Source organism: Pseudomonas sp. CNPSo 3701, assembly GCF_028674975.1.
In the GTDB taxonomy this organism is placed as follows: domain Bacteria; phylum Pseudomonadota; class Gammaproteobacteria; order Pseudomonadales; family Pseudomonadaceae; genus Aquipseudomonas; species Aquipseudomonas straminea.
The window spans coordinates 953,279-974,316 of record NZ_JAQZSI010000001.1; the positions used below are offsets into that span (position 1 = coordinate 953,279).

A 21,038-nucleotide genomic window follows, 5' to 3' on the forward strand; every position below is an offset into this window, starting at 1 on the left:
GCCATTTATTAGTGAGGTCTGAATTTTGGCTCAATACGTCTACACCATGCATCGGCTGAGCAAGGTCGTGCCGCCGAAGCGCGAGATCCTCAAGAACATCTCCCTGTCGTTCTTCCCGGGCGCCAAGATCGGTGTGCTGGGCCTCAACGGCGCCGGTAAATCGACCCTGCTGCGCATCATGGCGGGCGTGGACAAGGAATTCGACGGTGAAGCCCGGCCGATGCCGGACATCAACGTCGGTTACCTGCCCCAGGAGCCGCAGCTGGACCCGAGCAAGACCGTGCGTGAAGTGGTCGAGGAAGCGGTCAGCGTGGTCAAGGACGCCCAGGCGCGCCTCGACGAAGTCTACGCCGCCTATGCCGAGCCGGATGCCGACTTCGACAAGCTGGCTGCCGAGCAGGCCAAGCTCGAGGCCATCCTGCAGGCCAGCGACGGCCACAACCTGGAGCGTCAGCTGGAAGTCGCCGCCGACGCCCTGCGCTTGCCAGCCTGGGATGCGAAGATCGAGCACCTGTCCGGTGGCGAGAAGCGCCGCGTGGCCCTGTGCCGCCTGCTGCTGTCGGCCCCCGACATGCTGCTGCTCGACGAGCCGACCAACCACCTGGACGCCGACTCGGTGGCCTGGCTGGAGCGCTTCCTGCACGACTTCCCGGGCACCGTGGTGGCGATCACCCACGACCGTTACTTCCTCGACAACGTCGCCGGCTGGATCCTGGAACTCGACCGCGGCGCGGGCATTCCGTACGAGGGCAACTATTCCGGCTGGCTGGAAGCGAAATCCGACCGTCTGGCCCAGGAGTCCAAGCAGCAGTCGGCCCACGAGAAGGCCATGAAGGAAGAGCTGGAGTGGGTGCGCAAAGGCGCCAAGGCCCGCCAGTCGAAATCCAAGGCTCGCTTGCAGCGCTTCGAGGAAATGCAGTCCCAGGAATTCCAGAAACGCGCCGAGACCAACGAGATCTACATCCCGGCCGGCCCGCGCCTGGGCGACAAGGTCATCGAGTTCAAGAACGTCACCAAGGGCTACGGCGACCGCGTACTGGTCGAAGACCTGTCGTTCAGCGTACCCAAGGGCGCCATCGTCGGCGTGATCGGCGGTAACGGTGCCGGTAAGTCGACCCTATTCCGCATGCTGATGGGCAAGGAAACCCCGGACTCGGGCAGCATCGAGATCGGTGAAACCGTGCAACTGGCCTGCGTCGACCAGAGTCGCGAAGACCTCGACGGCAGCAAGACCGTCTGGGAAGCGGTGTCCGATGGCCTGGACATGATCAAGATCGGCAACTACGAAGTTCCGTCCCGCGGTTACGTAGGCCGCTTCAACTTCAAGGGCGCCGACCAGCAGAAGTTCGTCAAGGACCTCTCCGGTGGTGAGCGTGGCCGTCTGCACCTGGCCCTGACCCTGAAGGAGGGCGCCAACGTCCTGCTGCTCGACGAACCGTCCAACGACCTCGACGTGGAAACCCTGCGTTCGCTGGAAGAAGCGCTGCTGGACTTCCCTGGCGCAGCCATCGTGATCTCTCACGATCGCTGGTTCCTGGACCGCGTGGCGACCCACATCCTCTCTTACGAGGATGACGGCGTGATCTTCTTCGAAGGCAACTACACCGAGTACGAAGCCGACCGCAAGAAGCGCCTCGGCGACGCCGCCGCCCAGCCGCATCGGGTACGGCACAAGAAGCTGGCGCAGTAAGCGCTGCTATGGAAAACGGAGCCTCAGGGCTCCGTTTTTTTATGCGTACATTTCGAGCCTGGAGCCTGTTCCGGCCTTTCGATTCAATCTGAAGTGCAGCGGCCGCAGAGTGAGCGCCAGGCATTGGAGTCTGCCCTGTGGGAGTGGGCCTTGCCCGCGAAAGATCACGGGCATGGACTAAGCGTCCGCGCCCGCTCCCACAAAAGCAGGTCAGCGCCCGTTTTCACCTTCCGAGTGCAGTCAATTGATGGGCTGGCGCCCATCCTACATTTCGCGCGCCCCATGTAGGGTGGGCTTCAGCCCACCAGCTCTCACATAAAAATGATCGTCAGGCCCTGCCGCCGACTTCAACCCGCAACGCCTTGCCCGCCGGCGTGCAACGAACCGCCACCGGACAGAAGGCTTCGATCACCTGAATATTGCTCTGCAGATGCTCGCTCAGGTGCGTGGTAGTGAAGCTGCCGCTGCCGGCCAGCGCCATCGGTAGCAGCAACTGGTCGGCCAGGTGCTCGGCCACTGCCGCGCCGCTGGCAAGCCACCGGCGCAACGGCTCGATGGCGCGGTCGGCCACCGCCTCGGCACGTACGCCGTTCTGGCCGAAGGCGCAGAACTGCTCGGTGAGCTGCTCGCAGGCCACCGTGAGGGTCAGGATGTTGCCCGGGCCGTGCTCTTGGTCCAGCCAAGTGCAGTGCAGGTCGGCGTCCGGCCAAAGCAGGCGCTTGCCGACCCGCGCCAGTTCACGTTCGCCCACGTGGCCGGGAATGCCGGCCAGCAGCACGTCGGCACGTTGTTCCAGCAGTGCGCCCCGCTCGGGCAGGTGCAGGGGCATCAGCGACGACGGCTGGATGAAGGCTTCCAGCGCGCCGCCACCGGCTGGTACGAAGCCATGGCGATGCAGCTGCAACTCGACCCGGCCGCCCATACGCCGTAGCAGCGGCAGCCAGGCTCGGTCGAGGAAGTCGAACGGCGGCGCGGCCGGGTTGTGGGTGCCGCCGCTGATCTGTACACGGCTAGGTTCGGCGGCCTGCAGCAAGGCTGGCAGAACGGTTTGTAGTGCCAGGGTGCAGCTACCCGCCGAGCCGATGGCGAAACGGTACTCGCCACCGTGGATCGGGCCGGGGCGAAACACCAGGCGGGTGGCGTGCAGTTCGGCGCCCTCGACCTCGGCGCCGCTGATTTCGGCGGCGGCGAGCACGGCGGTCAGGTGCTGGCGCAGCAGACCCGGGCGACTACGCCTGGCGCGAATGTTGGTGATGCGAAACGGCGTGCCGGTGATCATCGACAGGCTCAGCGCCGTACGCAGCACCTGCCCGCCGCCGATGGCGCCGTCGAACTCGAGAATATCCTTGTTCATGGTGAATCCTTTGATCGTTGATCGTTCCCACGCTCTGCGTGGGAACGCCCATCGGGACGCTCCGCGTCCCTCTCTGTAGTAGGTCGGGAGATCGTCCCGGGTGTCGCTGCGCTCGACCCGGGCTACGAACGTGGCTCAGGCGTAGCGGCTGACCATTTCGCGCAGGTAGGCGTCAAGCAGGCCGCTGTCCGCCTGGGTACGCGGCAGCGCCGGCACCGGCCGCTCCAGCTGCGCCTCGATAAAGGCGTGCAGGGCAGGGCGGCGCGGGCCGTAGGCGGACTCGTCGGCGCTGCGCTTGAGGGCCAGTAACTCGTCCACTTCGGCCAGCAGCGGCGCATCGTCAACCGTCTGCAACAGATCGGCGAAGGTCATCGGCGGCCGGCCACGACCCTGGTCTATCCACAGTACGGCGAGCAGCGGGCGCAGTACATAGAAGTACTTCTTGAAGCGCACCGTCTCGTCCTGCAGGTAGCCGCGAAAGTTCTTCCTGGCCATCGACAGGTAGTGATTGCGCGCCGCCGGCGGGCTGTAGAAATGCTCGGCCAGCTCGCGCAGGCGCGCCGTGGCTTGATCTTCCTGTCGGTACACCAGGGGCGAGTCGAGCCATTCCAGCAGCGTAGGGTTGGATTTGCGCAGCAGGCCGAGGGTCTTGCGCAACTCCCAGCCGCTGACGTCCAACTCGTCGTCCAGCGGGCGCTCGATCATGTCGCGGCCTTCATCTACCTGGACGAACCAGTCCGGTTTTTCCACGTAGACGAAGCGCACGTCGTAATCGCTATCCGTCGAGGCGAAGCCCCAGGCGCGGCTGCCCGACTCGCAGGCATACAGCACCTTCACGTTGCGCTCGCGCTCGACCCGTTCGAGTTCAGCCAGCACCCGCGCGCGCATGGCGTCGCTGAGTGGGTGGCGTTGTTGCATGTCCATGTCTTTGCATCCTTGTTTAGTCTGTCGCGCTGGCGGCCAGCGCGGACAATGTCCGACGTCGCGGGTTGTACAGGGTGAGGCACCAGATGCCCCACCATTCCTTGCCGTCGTCGAAATAGTCGCTCCAGGCGCTGCGCTGCGGATCTTCTTGCGCATCGCCGACCCAATCGAGCACCTGCAGCTGTTCATCGGGATACAGCCGCAGCATGTGCAGCCATTCGCGGAAGTCCGCCACTTGCAGCTGGGTGCCGTAGGGCGGGTCGCGGAAGTTGCGGCACAGCGAACCATCTTCGCTGGCCAGCTCCCGAATGGCATCGGCCGTGAGCGGCTGCGGGCGTGCCTGAGCCAGATCCGCCGTCAATTCGGACCAGCGGTGGTTTGCGTAACTAGCATCCTGGGCGATCAGGTTCTGTTGCCAGATCCGAGCGCGCGCCTGGATGGTCTCGAACAGCAACTCCAGGGCCTGCCGATGCTCCGCCTCGCCAGGTGTGGCGGTCGGGTCGAGCATGGTCACCACGAAATCGAACATGCAGCCCGCCTCTTCCAGGCGGGTGCGCAGTTCATCGAGTCGCTGGCTTTGCATCGTTTGCAGCATGGCCTCACCTCATCCCGTTATTCGCATGCCTCGAACAGGCGGTTTTTTCACGTCAGGCGCGTCACGCAACCTGGCGGCAGGGCGCCGCTGTCCTGCAATTCGCTAACCCAGGCAAGCAACCTGCGGCGTTCGGCTGGCGCGGTGCTCGGGTCGACCATCAGGTATTGCTGCTGGCACCAGTTGGCGATCCAGACCAGCCAGTAGTCGCGCTGCTGGATATCGCTATCCAGGCGACGCAGCAGGTAGGCCAGTTGTTGCCAGCGTGGCCGCAGCGCCATCAGGGCGGCCCGGCGGTGGTCCGGCAGGCTCTGCCAGTCACGATCCAGGCGGCCGTCGAGCTCAGCTTGCAATGCATCCCAGGGCTGGCAGCTCAGACGTTCGCAGGCTTTGGCGAAAACCTTGTCGGCCGGATCGTCCAGCATCACCAACTGCTCGCTCAGGTACTCGTCGCCGGGGCTCATCAGCGCAGCCAGGCGTACGCTGGCCATGGGCGAGCGTAGCGCCGCAGCGCGCCAGCGCTCATCCAGACTGACCTGCAGTTCGCTGGCCAGGCCAAGTACGCCCAGCCATTCGCGCTTGGACGTTGGCAGGGCGGCGTCCAGTCGCTTTGCGAGCACTTCCCGTGCGTCGAGCTGCCAGCGCGGCGCCGCCCAGCGAGCCAGGCTGCGCACCGCGGGCGAGGCGTCCAGCAGGGCGCCACGTAGCATCTCGCGTGGGTCGTCGAGCTTGCTCAGCAGCGCATGCAGGGCTTTGACCCGCACGCTGGCGCCGGGCGTGGCCAGTGCGTGCTGCAACAGCGGCACGGCCTGTTCCACGGGCAGCTTCTGGCAGGCCGAAACCGCCATCTGGCGCACCGTCATCTCACGGTGAGCCAATGCCTTGCCGAGCAGTTCGGTCGGCTCATCGCTCGCCTCCAGCAGCAGGTCGAACAGAAATCGAGCGCTTTTGCCTTGTTGCGCGAGGAATGCCGTCAGCACCGCATCGCGTACTTCGGTACCCTGCAACACGGTACGGGCTGCCCCAAGTGTCTGGCCGTGGTCGGCGCGCTGGCGTTCGGCAAGCGCCATCAGCGGTTGTAGGGCATGCAGCAACGCTGGCGCCTGCTCGGACGTGAAATAGCGCTGCAAACCAGCATTGGCCAATTGACGCACCTGCGGTACCCAATCGTTGACTCGTTCGAGCAAGGCAGCCAGGGCGTCTGGTGAAGGCAACTCACTCAGTTCACGCACCGCCACCTCGCGCACGAAACCGTTGCCATGACAGCTCAGCGTGAGCCAGTCGCCTTCACCCTTACAGTCAGCGAGGGCTTCCAATGCTTCGTGATGGCGACGGTCTTCCCAGTAGTCGCCGGAGACCGGGCGGCTTCTCAACCGCTGCAGCCACTCTTTCAGATATTTCATAATCGCTATCCTTTCACGCACACCACCTGACGCAGGGTGTGCACCACTTCCACCAGCTCGCGCTGGGCGTCCATGACCTGGTCGATGTCCTTGTAGGCCATCGGGATTTCGTCGATCACGTCGGCGTCCTTGCGGCACTCGACGTGGGCCGTGGCCTTGATCTGGTCTTCCACGGTGAACAGCTTCTTCGCCTTGGTACGGCTCATGGTGCGACCGGCGCCGTGGCTGCAGGAGCAGAACGCCTCCTCGTTACCCAGGCCGCGCACGATGAAGCTCTTGGCACCCATTGAGCCGGGGATGATGCCCAGTTCGCCTTTCTTCGCCGACACCGCGCCTTTACGCGTTACCAGCACCTCTTCACCGAAGTGACGTTCCTTCTGCACGTAGTTGTGGTGGCAGTTCACCGCTTCCAGGGCCACCTCGAACGGCTTGGCGATCACCCCGCGGGCCGCCTTGATCACCGCGTGCATCATCAGCGCGCGGTTCTGCTTGGCGAAGTCCTGGGCCCAGCCCACCGCTTCCACGTAGTCGGCGAAGTGCTGGCTGCCTTCCTCGAAGTAGGCCAGGTCACGGTCCGGCAGGTTGGCGATGTGCTGGCGCATATCGGCCTGGGCCAGTTCGATGAACAGGTTGCCGATGGCGTTACCCACGCCGCGCGATCCGCTGTGCAGCATGAACCAGACCCGGTTCGCTTCGTCCAGGCACACCTCGACGAAGTGGTTGCCGGTTCCCAGGGTTCCCAGGTGCTTGCGGTTGTTGGTCTTCTCCAGCCACGGGTACTTGTCGGTGATCGTCTTGAAGCGCTCGCTCAGCGCCGACCAGGCATGGTCGGCCATCTCCGGCACGTTTTCCCAGGCGCCCCGGTCGCGACCTCCACGGGTATTGCTACGCCCGTGGGGTACGGCCTTCTCGATGGCGGCGCGCAGGCCGGCCAGGTTGTCCGGCAGGTCGTGAGCCATCAGCGAGGTGCGCGCGGCGATCATCCCGCACCCGATATCCACCCCGACCGCTGCCGGGATGATCGCGCCGACCGTGGGAATCACGCTGCCGATGGTCGACCCCTTGCCCAGGTGCACGTCCGGCATCACGGCCAGGTGTTTGAAGATGAAGGGCATCTTCGCGGTGTTCATCAACTGCTGCTTGGCGTCTTCCTCGACCGGAACGCCTTGCGTCCACAGTTTGATCGGCTTGCCATTGGCGACTTCCAGCAGGTTGTAGGTTTTCTCGTTCATCTCGTCATGCTCCTGTTTGCGTTATGGCCCGGTCGGCGTCGGGACGTTCCCGGCCATCGCGAATCCTTTTGTTCAATCGGCAGGCACGGCAGCGTATTGCCGTGGAAAATACCTGCCCTTTACACACCTCGTACCACCAGCGCTGCTGAGCTGCCGTCCAGATCTGCCCAGCGCCGCAATCGCGGCAGGTGAATGGCAGGTCCTGGTACCAACCGCGCTGGACGAAAAGTGGTTCGTCATAGCTGTAGTAAGGCGCGAGGCTGGCGCGGTTGACCGCAATGCTGCCGGGTGGCGGCATCTGGCTCGCAGGCCAGCTGGCCGATGCAGCCTGGCGCAGCTTGCGTTTTGCGCGTGCCTCGCGGATTTCCCGGCGGCGTTGCTTGTTGCTTTTCACGGCGTCTTCTCCTGCGCTGCGCAGGTTCTTTCCAGGCCTGCTAAAGCGTTCCCGTGTTTCTTGCCGATTCAGCTTTCTGCAGGCTGCATCAGTGATTCGCTCAGTATGGATATAGCGATAGCTGTGCCAGTTTTTTGCGGATGCAGTTATTTATTTTTAAGTTATTGATATTTATATATTTTTATCTATTTAAGGATTCTCATGAAGTGATCGTGAGCTGGTCTGGTCTGAGTTTTTGATATTCTGTTATCAGGATTTATCTCTATGGATAAACTATGAGAGCAAAGAAAACCGTCGCCATCGGCTTTATCGGGGCCACTCTGGATCGGGTCGGCAAAGGCGCCAATCGCTGGAACAAATGGCGGCCGAGTATCGGGCTGTGTCAGCAGCCGGATTTGCTGATCGATCGCCTGGAGCTGATCCACGGCACCGACGCACGGGATATCAGCCTGGCCGAGCGCATCCGCGCCGACATCGAGCAGATATCCCCGGAAACCGAGGTGCGCCTGAAGCCGATGCACCTGCGTAACCCCTGGGATTTCGAGGAGGTGTATGGCGCGCTGCATGACTTCACCAGCGGCTATACCTTCGATACCGAGCGTGAGGACTACCTGGTGCACATCACCACCGGGACCCATGTGGCGCAGATCTGCTGGTTCCTGCTCACCGAGGCGCGCTACCTGCCGGCGCGCTTGGTGCAGACCTCGCCGGCGCGCAAACGTGATGAACAGGCGCAGGTCACCGGCACCCATGCGCTGATCGACCTCGACCTGTCGCGCTATGACCGTATCGCCACGCGCTTCCAGCATGAGCGGTTGGAGGGGCTGGCGTTTCTCAAGTCCGGCATCGCCACGCGCAACGCGGCGTTCAACCGCTCCATCGAGCAGATCGAGCGGGTCGCCGTGCGTTCCTCGGCACCGATGCTGCTGATCGGCCCGACCGGAGCGGGCAAGTCGTTCCTGGCCCGGCGCGTTTACGAGCTCAAGCGCAGCCGTCATCTGGTCGATGGCCGCTTCGTCGAGGTCAATTGCGCGACCCTGCGCGGCGACGGCGCCATGTCGGCGTTGTTCGGTCATATCAAGGGTGCCTTCACCGGTGCGCAGAACGCCCGCGACGGCCTGCTGCGCGCCGCCGATGGCGGCATGCTGTTTCTCGACGAGATCGGTGAACTGGGCCTGGACGAGCAGGCCATGCTGCTCAAGGCCGTCGAGGAAAAGCGCTTCTTTCCCATGGGCGCGGACAAGGAGGTGAGCAGCGATTTCCTGCTGATCGCCGGCACCCATCGCGACTTGCGCGCCCGGGTCGCCGAAGGGCTGTTTCGTGAAGACCTGTATGCGCGCATCAATCTGTGGACCTTCGAGCTGCCGGGCCTGGCCGGGCGCCGCGAAGACATCGAGCCGAACATCGATTTCGAGCTCGAGCGCCATGCGCGCGAACAAGGGCGAATGGTGCGCTTCAACCTGGAGGCGCGGCGCCGCTACCTGGCCTTCGCCAGCTCCGGCGAAGCCGCCTGGCAGGGCAACTTCCGCGAGCTGTCGGCCTCGATCACGCGCATGGCGACCCTGGCCGACAGCGGGCGCATCGACGAGGGTCAGGTACAGGAAGAGATCGAGCGGCTGCGGCGCGCCTGGGGCGTTTCGGGAGCGGAGGATGACCTGGCGACTCTGCTGGGCGAGGCCGCAGGTGATATCGACCTGTTCGACCGTCTGCAACTGCAGGCGGTGATCGATATCTGTCGACAGGCGGGCAGCCTGTCCGAGGCGGGCAGGCGTTTGTTCGACATCAGTCGCCAGGCCAAGGCCCAGCCCAACGACGCGGATCGCCTGCGCAAGTACCTGGCGCGTTTCGGCTTGAGCTGGCAGTCCATTCGCGAGGGGTGATTTTATGGTGCGCGATGAGGCTTGTTTGGTGCGTCATGAGGGCTGTTGAAAGCCCTGTTTTTGAAGGTGTATTTATAGCAAAGCACCAAAAAGTTTCATAAAGGCGTCATTTTGCCCTTTTTAAGGGCGTGGCGTTCTTGCTAGAGTCCCGCCACTTTTCATTGCGCGGCGCAGCAAGACGCCAGGGAGCCTGCATGAGCATGTCCGTCGATCATTTCCTCGAAGGCCTGAAACAACGCGATCCTCATCAGCCCGAATTCCACCAGGCGGTGGAGGAGGTGCTGCGTAGCCTGTGGCCGTTCCTGCAGGCCAATCCGCGTTATCTGGAGGCGGGCATCGTGGAGCGTATGGTCGAGCCGGAGCGTGCCGTGCTGTTCCGCGTGCCGTGGGTCGACGATGCCGGGCGCGTGCAGGTCAACCGTGGCTTCCGCATCCAGATGAACAGCGCCATCGGCCCGTACAAGGGCGGCCTGCGTTTTCACCCCTCGGTAAACCTGAGCGTGCTCAAGTTCCTGGCCTTCGAGCAGACCCTGAAGAATTCCCTGACCTCGCTGCCCATGGGCGGCGGCAAGGGCGGTGCGGACTTCGACCCCAAGGGCAAGAGCGACGCCGAGGTGATGCGTTTCTGCCAATCGTTCATGACCGAGCTTTACCGCCACATCGGCGCCAACCTGGATGTGCCGGCCGGTGACATCGGCGTCGGTGGCCGCGAGATCGGTTACCTGTTCGGCCAGTACAAGCGCCTGGCCAACGAGTTCACCTCGGTGCTGACCGGCAAGGGCCTGACTTACGGCGGCAGCCTGATCCGCCCGGAAGCCACCGGCTACGGCTGTGTGTACTTCGCCGAAGAAATGCTCAAGACCCGCGGGCGCAACTTCGACGGTCAGCGCGTGGCCATCTCGGGCTCCGGCAACGTGGCGCAGTATGCGGCGCGCAAGGTGATGGATCTGGGTGGCAAGGTGATTTCCTTCTCCGATTCCGAAGGCACGCTGTATGTCGAAGAGGGCTTCAGCGAGCAGCATTGGCAGGACGTGATGGCGCTGAAGAACCAGAAGCGTGGCCGCCTGAGCGAACTCGACGGCGGTGCGTTGCGCTTCCAGGCCGGCCAGCGCCCCTGGGGCCTGGCGTGCGACATCGCACTGCCCTGCGCGACCCAGAACGAGCTGAACCTCGACGACGCCCGCGCGCTGCTCGGCAATGGCTGCGTGTGCGTGGCCGAGGGCGCCAACATGCCGACCACGCTGGATGCGGTGGACCTGTTCATCGAGCACGGCACCCTGTTCGCCCCGGGCAAGGCCTCCAACGCCGGTGGCGTGGCGGTCAGCGGCCTGGAAATGTCGCAGAACGCCATGCGCCTGCACTGGAGCGAAGGCGAGGTGGACGAGAAGCTGCACGGCATCATGCAGTCCATCCACAACGCTTGCGTGCGTCACGGCGACGAGAATGGCGGCATCAACTACGTCAAGGGCGCCAATATTGCCGGCTTCGTCAAGGTGGCCGACGCCATGCTGGCCCAGGGCGTGGTCTGACGCCCGCATGCGCAGCCGGGCAATTCGGCTGCGCTGCCACTGTCACATTGCTTAAACATCAGGCGCCGACAATGCCGTCCCGTTGCGGCGCAGGATGGTGCCGCGCTCGTTGAGTCGATGATGAGAGTGGAGTCGTGAAACAGATCCCAGGAATGCTCGAAGGCGCCATGGCCGTTCGCTTCTACCAGAGCGTGCAGGGGCCTTTCCCCATCGAAGTCGGTGCCGCGGTGCCAGGCAGGAGCATGTCCGCCATCGTCAAACCGACGGTCAGCCCCATCACCCTGGATGCGGCCTGTGAGGAAGATCTCGGCCTGTCGCTGCTCGAAGCCGAGGCCACCGGCCTGGCTGCCGAAAAGGTCTGCGACCAGCTCAACGTCTTCTACGCCGGGCGCCGGGTCAATTGCAGCTGTGCGGCGGAAGTCGAAGCGATCATCGCGCTGTTCCAGGCCGGCGGTATGGAGCTGGAGTTCTCGCTGTCGACCCTCGACGCCGCCGCGCTGTACCTGCCCGATGCGCCGCCGCTCGACCAGTACCCGGAAAGCGTCGCTCGCGATCTGTTCGTGTTGGCCAGGCCGTTCGAAATGTGGCGTTTGCGCTGAGCCACCGAGAGCGCTGTTTTTCCTTCCTTGATACCGCTACGCCTGCTCTGGATTCGGTGCAGGTGTTTTATTTTTCACGGGCTGGCTTCTCTCGCCTACTTGTTGCGCCTTAGAATCATTCTCTACTAGGCGTTCGCGAGAGTCCGTTCATGATGTTGACCATCCCCGATGTGCTGGCGCCCGAGCAGCTGCGCCAGTGCCGTGTCGCGCTGGAGCAGGGGGCCTGGCAGGATGGTCGCGGCACGGCCGGGCATGTCGCCCAGCGCGCCAAGGACAACCAGCAACTGGCCCAGGATGATCCGCTGGCGGTACAGATCGGCGATTTCATCGTCGATTGCCTGGGTGCCAACCCGCGCTTCGTCGCCGCCGCGCTGCCGCTCAAGGTGTTGCCACCGCGTTTCAACCGCTATGCCGGCGGCGGCACCTATGGCAATCATGTGGACAACGCCATTTTTAGCGTGCCCGGCACGCCGCACCGGGTGCGCAGCGACCTGTCGGCCACCCTGTTCTTCAGCGAGCCGGATGAGTACGTCGGCGGCGAACTGGTGATCGAGGACACCTACGGCAGCCACAGCATCAAGCTGCCGGCCGGGCACCTGGTGCTGTATCCCGGCACCAGCCTGCACCGGGTGATGCCGGTGACCCGTGGCGTACGCTTCGCCTCGTTCTTCTGGATCCAGAGCCTGGTGCGCGAGGATGGCCAGCGCAGCATGCTGTTCGAGCTGGATCAGGCCATCCAGGGCATCAGCCAGCAGTTGCCGGAAAGCCCCGAGGTGGTTCGCCTGACCGGCGTGTACCACAACCTGCTGCGGCACTGGGCGAACACCTGAGCATGGAGAAGCTGCAGCAGATTCCCCCGAGCATCGCCTCGGTCAGCGATTACCAACCCTACGCCCAGGCGCGCATGAGCGAGCAGGCCTGGGCCTACGTCAACGGTGGTGTGGCCGATGAGCTGACTCTTCAGGCCAATCTGGAGGCGTTCCAGCGCCTGCGTTTGCGCAGCCGGGTATTGCGCGACCTGAGCGGTGGGCACACGCGCCGGGAATTGTTCGGGGTGACCCACGATTTTCCGATTCTGCTGGCGCCGGTGGCCTTCCAGAAGCTCGCCCACCCGGACGGCGAACTGGCCACGGTGATGGCCGCCGATGCTCTGCAGGCCGGGATGATCGTCAGCACCCAGGCCAGCACGAGCCTCGAGGACATCGCCGCTGCGGCCAGCAATCCGCTGTGGTTCCAGTTGTACGTCCAGCCTGATCGTGACTTCACCGAAGCTTTAGTGAGGCGCGCCGAAGCGGCCGGCTATCGCGCGTTGGTACTGACCGTGGATGCGCCGGTCAACGGCGTGCGCAACCGCGAGCAACGTGCCGGCTTCGTGCTGCCGGCCGACGTGCAGGCGGTCAATCTGCAGGGCATGCGCGCGCCCGCCGCGCAGCCGACGGCAAGCAATGGCGCTCTGCTGATGGGCGGTAGCCTGCTCGCCGCGGCGCCAACCTGGGCGGACATTCGCTGGCTGCGCTCGATCACCCGCTTGCCGTTGTTGCTAAAGGGCGTGACCGAACTGGAGGACGCCCGCGAAGCGCTGGAGCAGGGCGCGGACGGGCTGATCGTGTCCAATCACGGTGGCCGCACGCTCGACGGCATGGCGGCCAGCCTCGACTGCCTGGAGCCGATTGCCAATGCGCTGCAGGGGCGCCTGCCGCTGTTGTTCGACGGCGGCATTCGTCGCGGTACCGACATTCTCAAGGCCCTCGCTCTCGGCGCCGATGCGGTGCTGATTGGCAGGCCTTACATCCATGGGCTGGCGGCAGCCGGCGCGGCGGGGGTGGCGCATGTCATTCAACTGCTGCGCGCCGAGCTGGAGGTGGCGATGGCCCTGACAGGGTGTCGCGACCTGGCGGCCATCGACAAGCGCGTGCTGGCCCGCTGACCGCGGGGCATTTCATTCGAAGAAATTGGTGCTGGAGCTGGCAGGTCGAAGCGCGGCCGCTATACATACGGATATGAATGATTATTGTTGTTGCATGATAATAATTATCAATTATTCTTCCCGGCTTTCTGGGGAGACATACCATGCAACACACAAAAAAAGCGCTGACACGTCGTCCACAACCCTGCCTGCTCGCCTCGGCCATCGGCCTGGCACTGGCATCCTGTAGCCTTGCCAGCCTGGCTGCCGAAACCACTGCGCGGACCGGTTCGCTGCAGCTGGGGGACATACAGATCCAGGCCCAGGAAGCAGAAAGCTCCAAGGTCGAACAGTCCGCTTCCGCGAAGATAACGGCGCCGCTGCTCGATACTCCGCAGACCATCACCGTGGTACCCAAGAAGGTCATCGAAGAGCAACAGGCCCTGAGCCTGCGCCAGGTGCTGTCCAACGTATCGGGTATCACCTTCAATGCCGGCGAGGGCGGTGGTGGTTCGGGCGACAGCATCAACATCCGCGGTTTCAGCGCCAATGCCAACATGCAGATCGACGGCCTGCGCGACAGCGCCCAGACCAGCCGTACCGACACCTTCAACATCGACCAGGTGGAAGTCATCAAGGGCCCGAACTCGGTATTCGGCGGCGCCGGCACCACTGGCGGCAGCATCAACGTGATCAGCAAGCAGCCGCAGAACCGTGCCTTCACCCGCATCGGCGGTAGCCTTGGCACCGACAACTACTACCGCACCACCCTGGACACCAACCAGCCGCTCGAAGGTGTGGGCACCGACAGCGCCGTACGCCTGAACCTGATGGGCCACCAGAACGACGTGGCCGGCCGCGACGAGATCGACCGCAAGCGTTGGGGGATTGCCCCGTCTCTGCGCCTGGGCTTTAGCGAGGCGACCCGGCTGACCCTCAGCCTGCACCATCAGGAGGACGACAACCTGCCCGATTACGGCGTGCCGGCCCTGGATGGCAAACGCCTGGCCGGTGTGGACCGCGACGCCTACTTCGGCTGGAAGAACCTGGACAAGGAAAAGATCGAGCAGAGCGCGCTCACCGCCAACTTCGAGCACGACTTCAACGACAACCTGAGCCTGCAGAACCTGACCCGCTACAGCCGGGTCAACCGCGACACAACGGTGTCCGCCTCCCACGTCAACACCACCGGGGTGCCGGCCGGCAGCTACCGCCCGGCAGGCCCGCAGGGCTACGGCCGCGATGCCGAGACCGAAATGTGGATCAACCAGAGCAACATCAAGGCCGCCTTCGATACCTTCGGGTTGGCCCACAACCTGGTGGTCGGTGCGGAAATCTCCCGCGAAACCCTGGACCTGCGCACCTACAGCTACAACCTGACCAGTGCCGGGCCCTATCCGATCTTCGATCTCGACAACCCGCCGGGCTACTGGGCCGGCGCCACCAACAAGGCCACCAGCGGCTACACCGAGACCAAGCTGGTCGACAAGGCCATCTACCTGTTCGACACCATCGCCCTCAACGAGCAGTGGGACATCAACGGCGGCGTACGGGTGGACTGGATGGACGGTCAGGCGCGTGCATTCGACGCCACTCACCAGCCGACCACCCGTTTCGAGTCCAATGATCGCAAGGCCAGCAGCCGGCTTGGTCTGGTCTACAAACCGGTGGAGAACGGACGCTTCTATGTGGCCTGGGGCAACTCCTACAACCCCTCTGCCGAGAACCTGGCGTCGTCGGGCGGTGGCCTGACCGCTGCCACGGCTGACCTTGCCCCCGAGAAGAACGAAACCTGGGAGCTGGGCACCAAGTGGGAACTGTTCGAGCGCCGTGTCGAACTGGACGCCGCCGTGTTCCGCGTCGAGAAGAGCAATGCTCGGGAAACCATGTCCGATGGCTCCACGCAGCTGGCCGGCAAGCAGCGCGTCGACGGCGTCGAATTGGGCCTGACTGGTCACGTGACCGAGCAGTGGGACGTGTTCGCCAACTACACCTTCCTCGACAGCGAAACCCTCAAGGCCGCCGACACACCAGCCGGTGCCGACCGCGAAGGCCAGGCGCTGGGCAATACGCCGCCGCGCTCCTTCAACCTGTGGACCACCTACAAGCTGCCCGCCGGCTGGAGCATCGGCTACGGCACCCGTTACGTCAGCGAGCGCAACGTCAGCTCCAGCACCCGCGCCAAGCTGGACGACTACTGGCTGCACAACGCCATGGTCGGCTACACGGTCAACGAGAACCTCGACCTGCAGCTGAACGTGAACAACCTGTTCGATGAGGATTATGTCGAGCGCGTGCGTCAGCAGGCCGGTGCCGCGGCTCGCTCGTCGGCCATCGAGTATGGCGATGGTCGTTCGGCGCTGCTGTCGGCGACTTACAGCTTCTGATAGGCGCCCTTGAGCCCCGTTGACGTCTGGCGTCGACGGGGCTTTTGCCTGTGTGGCGTTCGCTGATTGGTAAAGAGCAGGTAAAAAACGAGCATTTTAAATGATTCTCATCTAGGGTCTGTTGCCGTTTCACGCACGGCCGCGCCGGAGCCCGTTTTGCCGCGAGGCAAGGCACGAGCCGCGAAGTTTGGCTAGCCAAATGAGCCGGCGAGAAACGCAGTATCGCGGCAAAACGGGCCCGGCCCTTCGGGTTGTGCGGGAAATCTCGCCATGCGTCGTTGGAGGACTTGGCAAGGGAACAACCATTCCCTGCGTCCTCCGCCTCGCCTGGCGAGATTTCTCGCGACAACGCGGCTCGCGTTGAAACGGCAACAGACCCTATGATCGCGCGGCTTCGAGTCGTGTCCATCTGCTGAGTGTTAATCGTGTTCAAGAAAGTCTTGTTCCAACTGCACTGGTTTTTCGGCATCACCGCCGGGCTGGTGCTGGCCCTGATGGGCGTGACCGGCGCGCTGTACAGCTTTCAGGAAGAGATCCTGCTGGCGATCAACCCCGAGATGGCGGTGACCGCTCAGGCGGGCGATGTGCTGCCACCGGGCGAAATGGTCGAGCGCTTGCAGGCTCAGGGGCTCAGCGTATCCGGGCTGTATGTGGATACCGAGGGCGGCCAGCCGACTCGGGTGTTCCTGACGCCGCCGCCGGGTGAGCGGCGCGGCGGGATACGCTTCGTCGACCCCTATACAGCCGAGATCTTCGAGGACCCTCGCGGCTTGCAGTTCTTCGGGCTGATGCTGCAGCTGCATCGCTTTCTCGCCATGGGCCAGAGCGGTCGGCAGATCACCGGTGCCTGCACCATCGCCCTGGTGTTCTTCTGCCTGTCCGGGCTTTACCTGCGCTGGCCGCGCAAGGTATGGAGCTGGCGCGCCTGGCTGACGTTCGACTGGGCCAAGAAGGGCCGCGCGTTCAATTGGGATCTGCATTCGGTGGTCGGCACCTGGTGCCTGCCGCTGTACCTGTGTGCAGCGCTGACCGGCCTGTATTGGTCCTACGACTGGTACCGCAGCGGGCTGGAAAGCCTGCTCAGTGACAAGCCGCGTGCCGCCGGCGAAGAGCGTGGTCGCCGTGGCCCGCCGCCCCAGGGCCAGGCGATGCCGCCGGTGGATTACGCCAAGCTCTGGCAGGGCATCCAGCGCACCGCGGGCGACAAGCTGGGCGTCTACAGCCTGCAGCTGCCGAGTACGGCCGGGCAGTCGGCGCGGGTGTTCTTCATGCTGCGCGACGCCGAGCACACCCGCGCCTTCGACCAGATGCAACTCGACCCACTGACCGGCGAGGCGAAGCAGGTCGAGCGCTATGCCGACAAGTCCTTCAAGGCGCGCCTGCTGGCCAGCGTCTACGCCCTGCACACCGGCGAGTATTTCGGCATGACCGGGCGCATCCTGATGATGGTCGCCAGCCTGGTGATGCCGCTGTTCTTTGTCACCGGCCTGCTGCTGTACCTGGACAGGCGCGGCAAGAAGCGTGCAGCGCTGGGCGCTCGTCAAGCGCTTGCCGGGAGCGAGGGTGGTGAGCCCTGGCTGGTCGGTTTCGCCAGCCAGAGCGGCTTTGCCGAGCAACTGGCCTGGCAGACCGCCGGGCAATTGCAGGCCGCCGGCCTGGCGGTTGAGGTGCAGCCGCTGGCGCGTATCGACACCGCCAGGCTCAGCGCCACACCTTGCGCGCTGTTGGTGCTCAGCACCTTTGGCGACGGCGAGGCGCCGGATAGCGCCCGTGGCGTCGAGCGCCAATGGCTGACGTCGGCGCTGGATCTACCCGGCTTGCGCTACGCGGTACTGGCCCTGGGGGATCGCCAGTATGCGCAGTTCTGCGGCTTTGCCCGGCGTGTCGACGATTGGCTGGCCGGGCGCGGCGCCCAGCGCCTGGGCGAGCGTATCGAGGTGGATGGCGATGACCAAGCTGCTCTGCAGAACTGGCAGCGCCAGCTGGCCGAGCTGACTGGCGTGCAGCCAATGGCCGTACAACAGGTGCCCTTCGATGGCTGGGTGCTGCGTGAACGTATCTGCCTGAACCCGGGCAGCCAGGGCGCGGGCACCTGGCTGGTCGGCCTGCAGCCGCCAGCCGGTGCGCAGTGGCAGGCCGGCGATATCCTGGAAATCCTCCCGCGCAACGGTGAAGCGCAGGTGCAGCGCTGGCTGTATGAGCATGGTTTACAGGCGCTGGAAACCGTCATCATCGAGCCGCTGGGCCATACACTCAGTGAGGCGCTGGCCGCTCGCCAGTTGCCGTACAGCGCCAGTCATCTGGTCGGCCTGCACGCCCAGGCGCTGCTCGATGCGCTGGTGCCGCTGCCGAGCCGCGAATACTCGATTGCCTCGCTGCCGGAGGACGGCATGCTGGAGCTGATCGTGCGTCAGCAACAGCTGGCCAATGGCGAGCTGGGTGCCGGCTCCGGCTGGCTGACTGCGCACCTGCCAGTTGGCGAGCAGTTGCTGGCGCGGGTACGGCGTAATAGCGGTTTCCATGTTCCAGAGGATGACCGACCAGTGATCCTGATCGGCAACGGCACGGGACTGGCTGGCCTGCGCAGCCTGCTCAAGGCGCGCATCGCTGCCGGGCACGCGCGCAACTGGCTGCTGTTTGGCGAGCGCAACGCCGAGCACGACTTCTACTGCCGTGACGAGTTGCAGGCCTGGCTCGAAGGCGGCCAATTGCAGCGGCTGGATCTGGCCTTTTCCCGTGATCAGGCGAAGCGCATTTACGTGCAGGATCGCCTGCGCGAGGCCGCGGATGAACTGCGGGCGTGGATTGCCGAGGGTGCTGCGATTTATGTGTGCGGCAGCTTGCAGGGTATGGCGGCGGGTGTGGATCAGGTACTGCGAGACGTGCTGGGTGAGGCTGTTGTGGAAGAGCTGGTGGAGCAGGGGCGGTATCGGCGGGATGTGTACTGAGAAGCGTGCTCGCGAACCGGACATTCAAAGGTTGCGTAGGAGCGGCTTTAGCCGCGAGTTTTTTATTAAGGCAAGCAAAGAGCTCGGGGCTAAAGCCCCTCCTACAATTTACGCGAACGGCCGATCCAGTTACGTAGCGATCACATAGATAAAGCCCGGCAGGACGATCGTGAAAAGGCTCTTGTTCCTCCGGGCGCAGCGTGAAGCTGCGCCCGGCGGGCGGTCAGAGAAACTGCTCGGCGTGGTGGCAGGCCACTTCCCGGCCATCGAGCGGTCGCAGCAGCGGCAGCTCGGTCTGGCAGCGCTCGGTGGCGTATGGGCAGCGCTTGTGGAACGGGCAGCCGGGTGGCGGGTTGAGCGGGTTGGGCAGCTCGCCGACGATCTTGATCTTCGGTTTGCTCGGATCCGGGTGGATGGTCGGCGTGGCCGACAGCAGCGCCTTGGTGTATGGGTGCAGCGGGCGCTCGTAGAGCTTTTCGCTGGGGCCGATTTCCGCCGGGCGGCCGAGGTACATCACCAGCACGTCATCGGCGACGTGGCGCACCACCGAGAGGTTGTGGGAGATGAACACGTAGCCGGTCTGGAACTCTTCCTGCAGGTCCATGAACAGGTTGAGCACCTGGGCCTGGATCGACACGTCCAGCGCCGAAGTCGGCTCGTCCGCCACCAGCACCTTGGGGGTGAGCATCATGGCGCGGGCCAGGGCGATGCGCTGGCGCTGACCGCCGGAGAACATGTGCGGGTAGCGCTGGTAGTGCTCGGGGCGCAGGCCGACCTGATTCATCATCGCCTGGACCTTTTCGCGGCGTTCGACGCGCGACAGGCTGGTGTTGATCAACAGCGGTTCGGCCAGCTGGTCACCGATCTTCTGCCGCGGGTTGAGCGAGGCGTAGGGGTTCTGAAAGACCATCTGCACGTCGCGGCGCAGTTGCTTGCGGGTCTGGGCGCTGGCGCCGTTGACTTCCTGCCCGGCGATCTGCAGCGAGCCCGAGGTGGGCTCCTCGATCAGTGTCAGGGCGCGGGCCAGGGTGGATTTGCCGCAGCCGGATTCGCCGACCACGGCCAGGGTCTTGCCAGCCTGCAACTCGAAGGACACACCATTGAGCGCCTGCACCGTGGCGGCGGGCTTGAACAGCCCCTGGGACACGGAGTAGTGACGCGTCAGTTGGCGTGCGGTCAGAACGGTCGTCATCACGCCACCTCAGCATTCAGATTGAGCGGGAAATAGCAGCGCACCGCGCCGCGCTCGTGGGGTTCCAGGGCCGGGCGCTGCTCGCGGCACTTGGGCTGCACGTAGGGGCAGCGCGGCGACAACAGGCAGCCGTGGGGTCGGTCATAGCGACCAGGGACGATGCCGGGCAGTGTCGACAGGCGCGTGGCGCCCAGGCTGTGCTCGGGAATCGCCTTGATCAGCGCTTCGGTGTACGGGTGGGTCGGCGCGTCGAACAGCGCTGGCACCTGGCCCAGCTCCACGGCCTGGCCTGCGTACATCACGCAGACCCGGTTGGCGGTTTCGGCGACCACGGCCAGGTCATGGGTGATCAGCACCAGGCCCATATTCTGTTCGCGCTGCAGGTCGAGCAGCAGCTCCATGATCTGCGCCTGGATGGTCACGTCCAGGGCGGTGGTCGGCTCATCGGCGATCAGCAGCTTGGGCTCGGCCGCAATCGCCATGGCGATCGCGACGCGCTGGCTCATGCCACCGGAGAGCTGGTGCGGGAAGGCGTCGAGGCGGCTGGCGGCACCAGGGATTTCCACGCGTTCGAGCAGTTGCAGGGCACGCTGGCGGGCAGCCTTGCCCTTGAGACCGAGGTGCTGACGCAGCACTTCCTCGATCTGGAAACCCACGGTGAAGCTGGGGTTCAGTGCCGTCATCGGGTCCTGGAAGATCATCGACAGGTCCTTGCCGACGATATGTCGACGCTGGCGGCCCTTGAGGGTCAGCATGTCCGTGCCGTCGAAGGTCAGGCGGTCGGCGCGCACGATGCCGGGGGCGTCGATCAGGCCCATCAGCGCCATCATGGTCACCGACTTGCCGGAGCCGGACTCGCCGACGATGGCCAGCACCTCACCCTTGTCGACTTTCAGGTCGAGGCCATCGACCACCGGCACGGCGTTGGCGTCGCCGAAGCGCACGCTCAGGTTGTCTATTTCCAGCAGGCTCATCGGGTGGCCTCCATCGAATTGCAGGGGGCGGCCG

The 21,038-nt window shown here is 64.4% G+C and carries 16 protein-coding genes; 8 read left to right on the top strand and 8 right to left on the bottom strand.

From position 1 onward, the window contains the following. The first annotated feature begins 25 nt into the window (after nucleotides 1–25). Nucleotides 26–1,690 carry an energy-dependent translational throttle protein EttA gene (gene ettA, locus PVA39_RS04305; RefSeq protein WP_093499824.1) on the top strand — a complete coding sequence of 555 codons (1,665 nt, stop codon included), beginning with the start codon at nucleotides 26–28 and terminating at the stop codon, nucleotides 1,688–1,690. A 328-nt stretch (nucleotides 1,691–2,018) separates the two neighbouring features. Here ettA and rtcA read toward each other — a convergent pair whose 3' ends face one another. From rtcA to PVA39_RS04335, 6 genes are all read right to left on the bottom strand, one after another. After that, nucleotides 2,019–3,044 (bottom strand): RNA 3'-terminal phosphate cyclase, encoded by a 1,026-nt coding sequence (gene rtcA, locus PVA39_RS04310; RefSeq protein ID WP_274122980.1) that lies wholly within the window; start codon nucleotides 3,042–3,044, stop codon nucleotides 2,019–2,021. A gap of 135 nt (nucleotides 3,045–3,179) precedes the next feature. Beyond that, a complete protein-coding gene (locus PVA39_RS04315) occupies nucleotides 3,180–3,968 on the bottom strand; it encodes a nucleotidyltransferase domain-containing protein (protein WP_274122981.1) in 789 nt (262 codons plus the stop codon). Between the two features lie 16 nt (nucleotides 3,969–3,984). Continuing rightward, nucleotides 3,985–4,563, bottom strand: a complete 579-nt coding sequence (locus PVA39_RS04320; protein ID WP_274122982.1) for a hypothetical protein — start codon at nucleotides 4,561–4,563, stop codon at nucleotides 3,985–3,987. A 47-nt stretch (nucleotides 4,564–4,610) separates the two neighbouring features. Next, complete coding sequence (locus tag PVA39_RS04325; RefSeq protein WP_274122983.1) at nucleotides 4,611–5,963, bottom strand: HEAT repeat domain-containing protein; 1,353 nt, start codon at nucleotides 5,961–5,963, stop codon at nucleotides 4,611–4,613. Between the two features lie 5 nt (nucleotides 5,964–5,968). Further along, nucleotides 5,969–7,195, bottom strand: a complete 1,227-nt coding sequence (locus tag PVA39_RS04330; RefSeq protein WP_274122984.1) for an RtcB family protein — start codon at nucleotides 7,193–7,195, stop codon at nucleotides 5,969–5,971. Nucleotides 7,196–7,199: 4 nt separating this feature from the next. Beyond that, entirely contained in the window at nucleotides 7,200–7,589 is a 390-nt protein-coding gene (locus PVA39_RS04335) for a zinc-ribbon domain-containing protein (RefSeq protein ID WP_274122985.1), read from the bottom strand. 275 nt (nucleotides 7,590–7,864) lie between these two features. Here PVA39_RS04335 and rtcR point away from each other — a divergent pair, with 275 nt between their 5' ends. From rtcR to PVA39_RS04370, 7 genes are all read left to right on the top strand, one after another. Then, nucleotides 7,865–9,469: an RNA repair transcriptional activator RtcR gene (gene rtcR, locus PVA39_RS04340; protein WP_274122986.1), complete on the top strand. Its 1,605-nt coding sequence runs from the start codon at nucleotides 7,865–7,867 to the stop codon at nucleotides 9,467–9,469. A gap of 194 nt (nucleotides 9,470–9,663) precedes the next feature. Then, nucleotides 9,664–10,998: an NADP-specific glutamate dehydrogenase gene (gene gdhA, locus PVA39_RS04345; RefSeq protein WP_274122987.1), complete on the top strand. Its 1,335-nt coding sequence runs from the start codon at nucleotides 9,664–9,666 to the stop codon at nucleotides 10,996–10,998. A 134-nt stretch (nucleotides 10,999–11,132) separates the two neighbouring features. Further along, entirely contained in the window at nucleotides 11,133–11,597 is a 465-nt protein-coding gene (locus PVA39_RS04350) for a hypothetical protein (protein ID WP_274122988.1), read from the top strand. A 149-nt stretch (nucleotides 11,598–11,746) separates the two neighbouring features. After that, the gene (locus tag PVA39_RS04355) at nucleotides 11,747–12,427 is read left to right on the top strand and encodes a Fe2+-dependent dioxygenase (RefSeq protein WP_274122989.1); all 681 of its coding nucleotides are present in this window, start codon (nucleotides 11,747–11,749) and stop codon (nucleotides 12,425–12,427) included. A 2-nt stretch (nucleotides 12,428–12,429) separates the two neighbouring features. Beyond that, on the top strand, nucleotides 12,430–13,524 hold the full coding sequence (locus PVA39_RS04360) for an alpha-hydroxy acid oxidase (protein ID WP_274122990.1): 1,095 nt from the start codon (nucleotides 12,430–12,432) through the stop codon (nucleotides 13,522–13,524). Nucleotides 13,525–13,667: 143 nt separating this feature from the next. After that, nucleotides 13,668–15,890: a TonB-dependent receptor gene (locus PVA39_RS04365; protein ID WP_274122991.1), complete on the top strand. Its 2,223-nt coding sequence runs from the start codon at nucleotides 13,668–13,670 to the stop codon at nucleotides 15,888–15,890. Between the two features lie 425 nt (nucleotides 15,891–16,315). After that, nucleotides 16,316–18,838 carry a sulfite reductase flavoprotein subunit alpha gene (locus PVA39_RS04370; protein ID WP_274122992.1) on the top strand — a complete coding sequence of 841 codons (2,523 nt, stop codon included), beginning with the start codon at nucleotides 16,316–16,318 and terminating at the stop codon, nucleotides 18,836–18,838. Between the two features lie 223 nt (nucleotides 18,839–19,061). On the opposite strand, the gene PVA39_RS04375 is transcribed toward PVA39_RS04370, so the two are convergent. Both PVA39_RS04375 and PVA39_RS04380 read right to left on the bottom strand, forming a co-directional pair. Then, a complete protein-coding gene (locus PVA39_RS04375) occupies nucleotides 19,062–20,030 on the bottom strand; it encodes a peptide ABC transporter ATP-binding protein (RefSeq protein WP_274122993.1) in 969 nt (322 codons plus the stop codon). Continuing rightward, on the bottom strand, nucleotides 20,030–21,004 hold the full coding sequence (locus PVA39_RS04380; protein WP_093499799.1) for an ABC transporter ATP-binding protein: 975 nt from the start codon (nucleotides 21,002–21,004) through the stop codon (nucleotides 20,030–20,032). The genes PVA39_RS04375 and PVA39_RS04380 overlap by 1 nt, the downstream gene beginning before the upstream one ends. Nucleotides 21,005–21,038 lie beyond the last annotated feature (34 nt).

Excerpts from the sequence above, each read along its gene's own strand:
- PVA39_RS04360 (WP_274122990.1), top strand. The coding sequence starts at position 12,430 with ATGGAGAAGCTGCAGCAGATTCCCCCGAGCATCGCCTCGGTCAGCGAT.
- PVA39_RS04380 (WP_093499799.1), bottom strand. The coding sequence starts at position 21,004 with ATGAGCCTGCTGGAAATAGACAACCTGAGCGTGCGCTTCGGCGACGCC.
- PVA39_RS04375 (WP_274122993.1), bottom strand. The coding sequence starts at position 20,030 with ATGACGACCGTTCTGACCGCACGCCAACTGACGCGTCACTACTCCGTG.
- PVA39_RS04330 (WP_274122984.1), bottom strand. The coding sequence starts at position 7,195 with ATGAACGAGAAAACCTACAACCTGCTGGAAGTCGCCAATGGCAAGCCG.
- PVA39_RS04325 (WP_274122983.1), bottom strand. The coding sequence starts at position 5,963 with ATGAAATATCTGAAAGAGTGGCTGCAGCGGTTGAGAAGCCGCCCGGTC.
- PVA39_RS04355 (WP_274122989.1), top strand. The coding sequence starts at position 11,747 with ATGATGTTGACCATCCCCGATGTGCTGGCGCCCGAGCAGCTGCGCCAG.
- PVA39_RS04365 (WP_274122991.1), top strand. The coding sequence starts at position 13,668 with ATGCAACACACAAAAAAAGCGCTGACACGTCGTCCACAACCCTGCCTG.
- gdhA (WP_274122987.1), top strand. The coding sequence starts at position 9,664 with ATGAGCATGTCCGTCGATCATTTCCTCGAAGGCCTGAAACAACGCGAT.
- rtcR (WP_274122986.1), top strand. The coding sequence starts at position 7,865 with ATGAGAGCAAAGAAAACCGTCGCCATCGGCTTTATCGGGGCCACTCTG.
- PVA39_RS04315 (WP_274122981.1), bottom strand. The coding sequence starts at position 3,968 with ATGGACATGCAACAACGCCACCCACTCAGCGACGCCATGCGCGCGCGG.
- rtcA (WP_274122980.1), bottom strand. The coding sequence starts at position 3,044 with ATGAACAAGGATATTCTCGAGTTCGACGGCGCCATCGGCGGCGGGCAG.
- PVA39_RS04320 (WP_274122982.1), bottom strand. The coding sequence starts at position 4,563 with ATGCTGCAAACGATGCAAAGCCAGCGACTCGATGAACTGCGCACCCGC.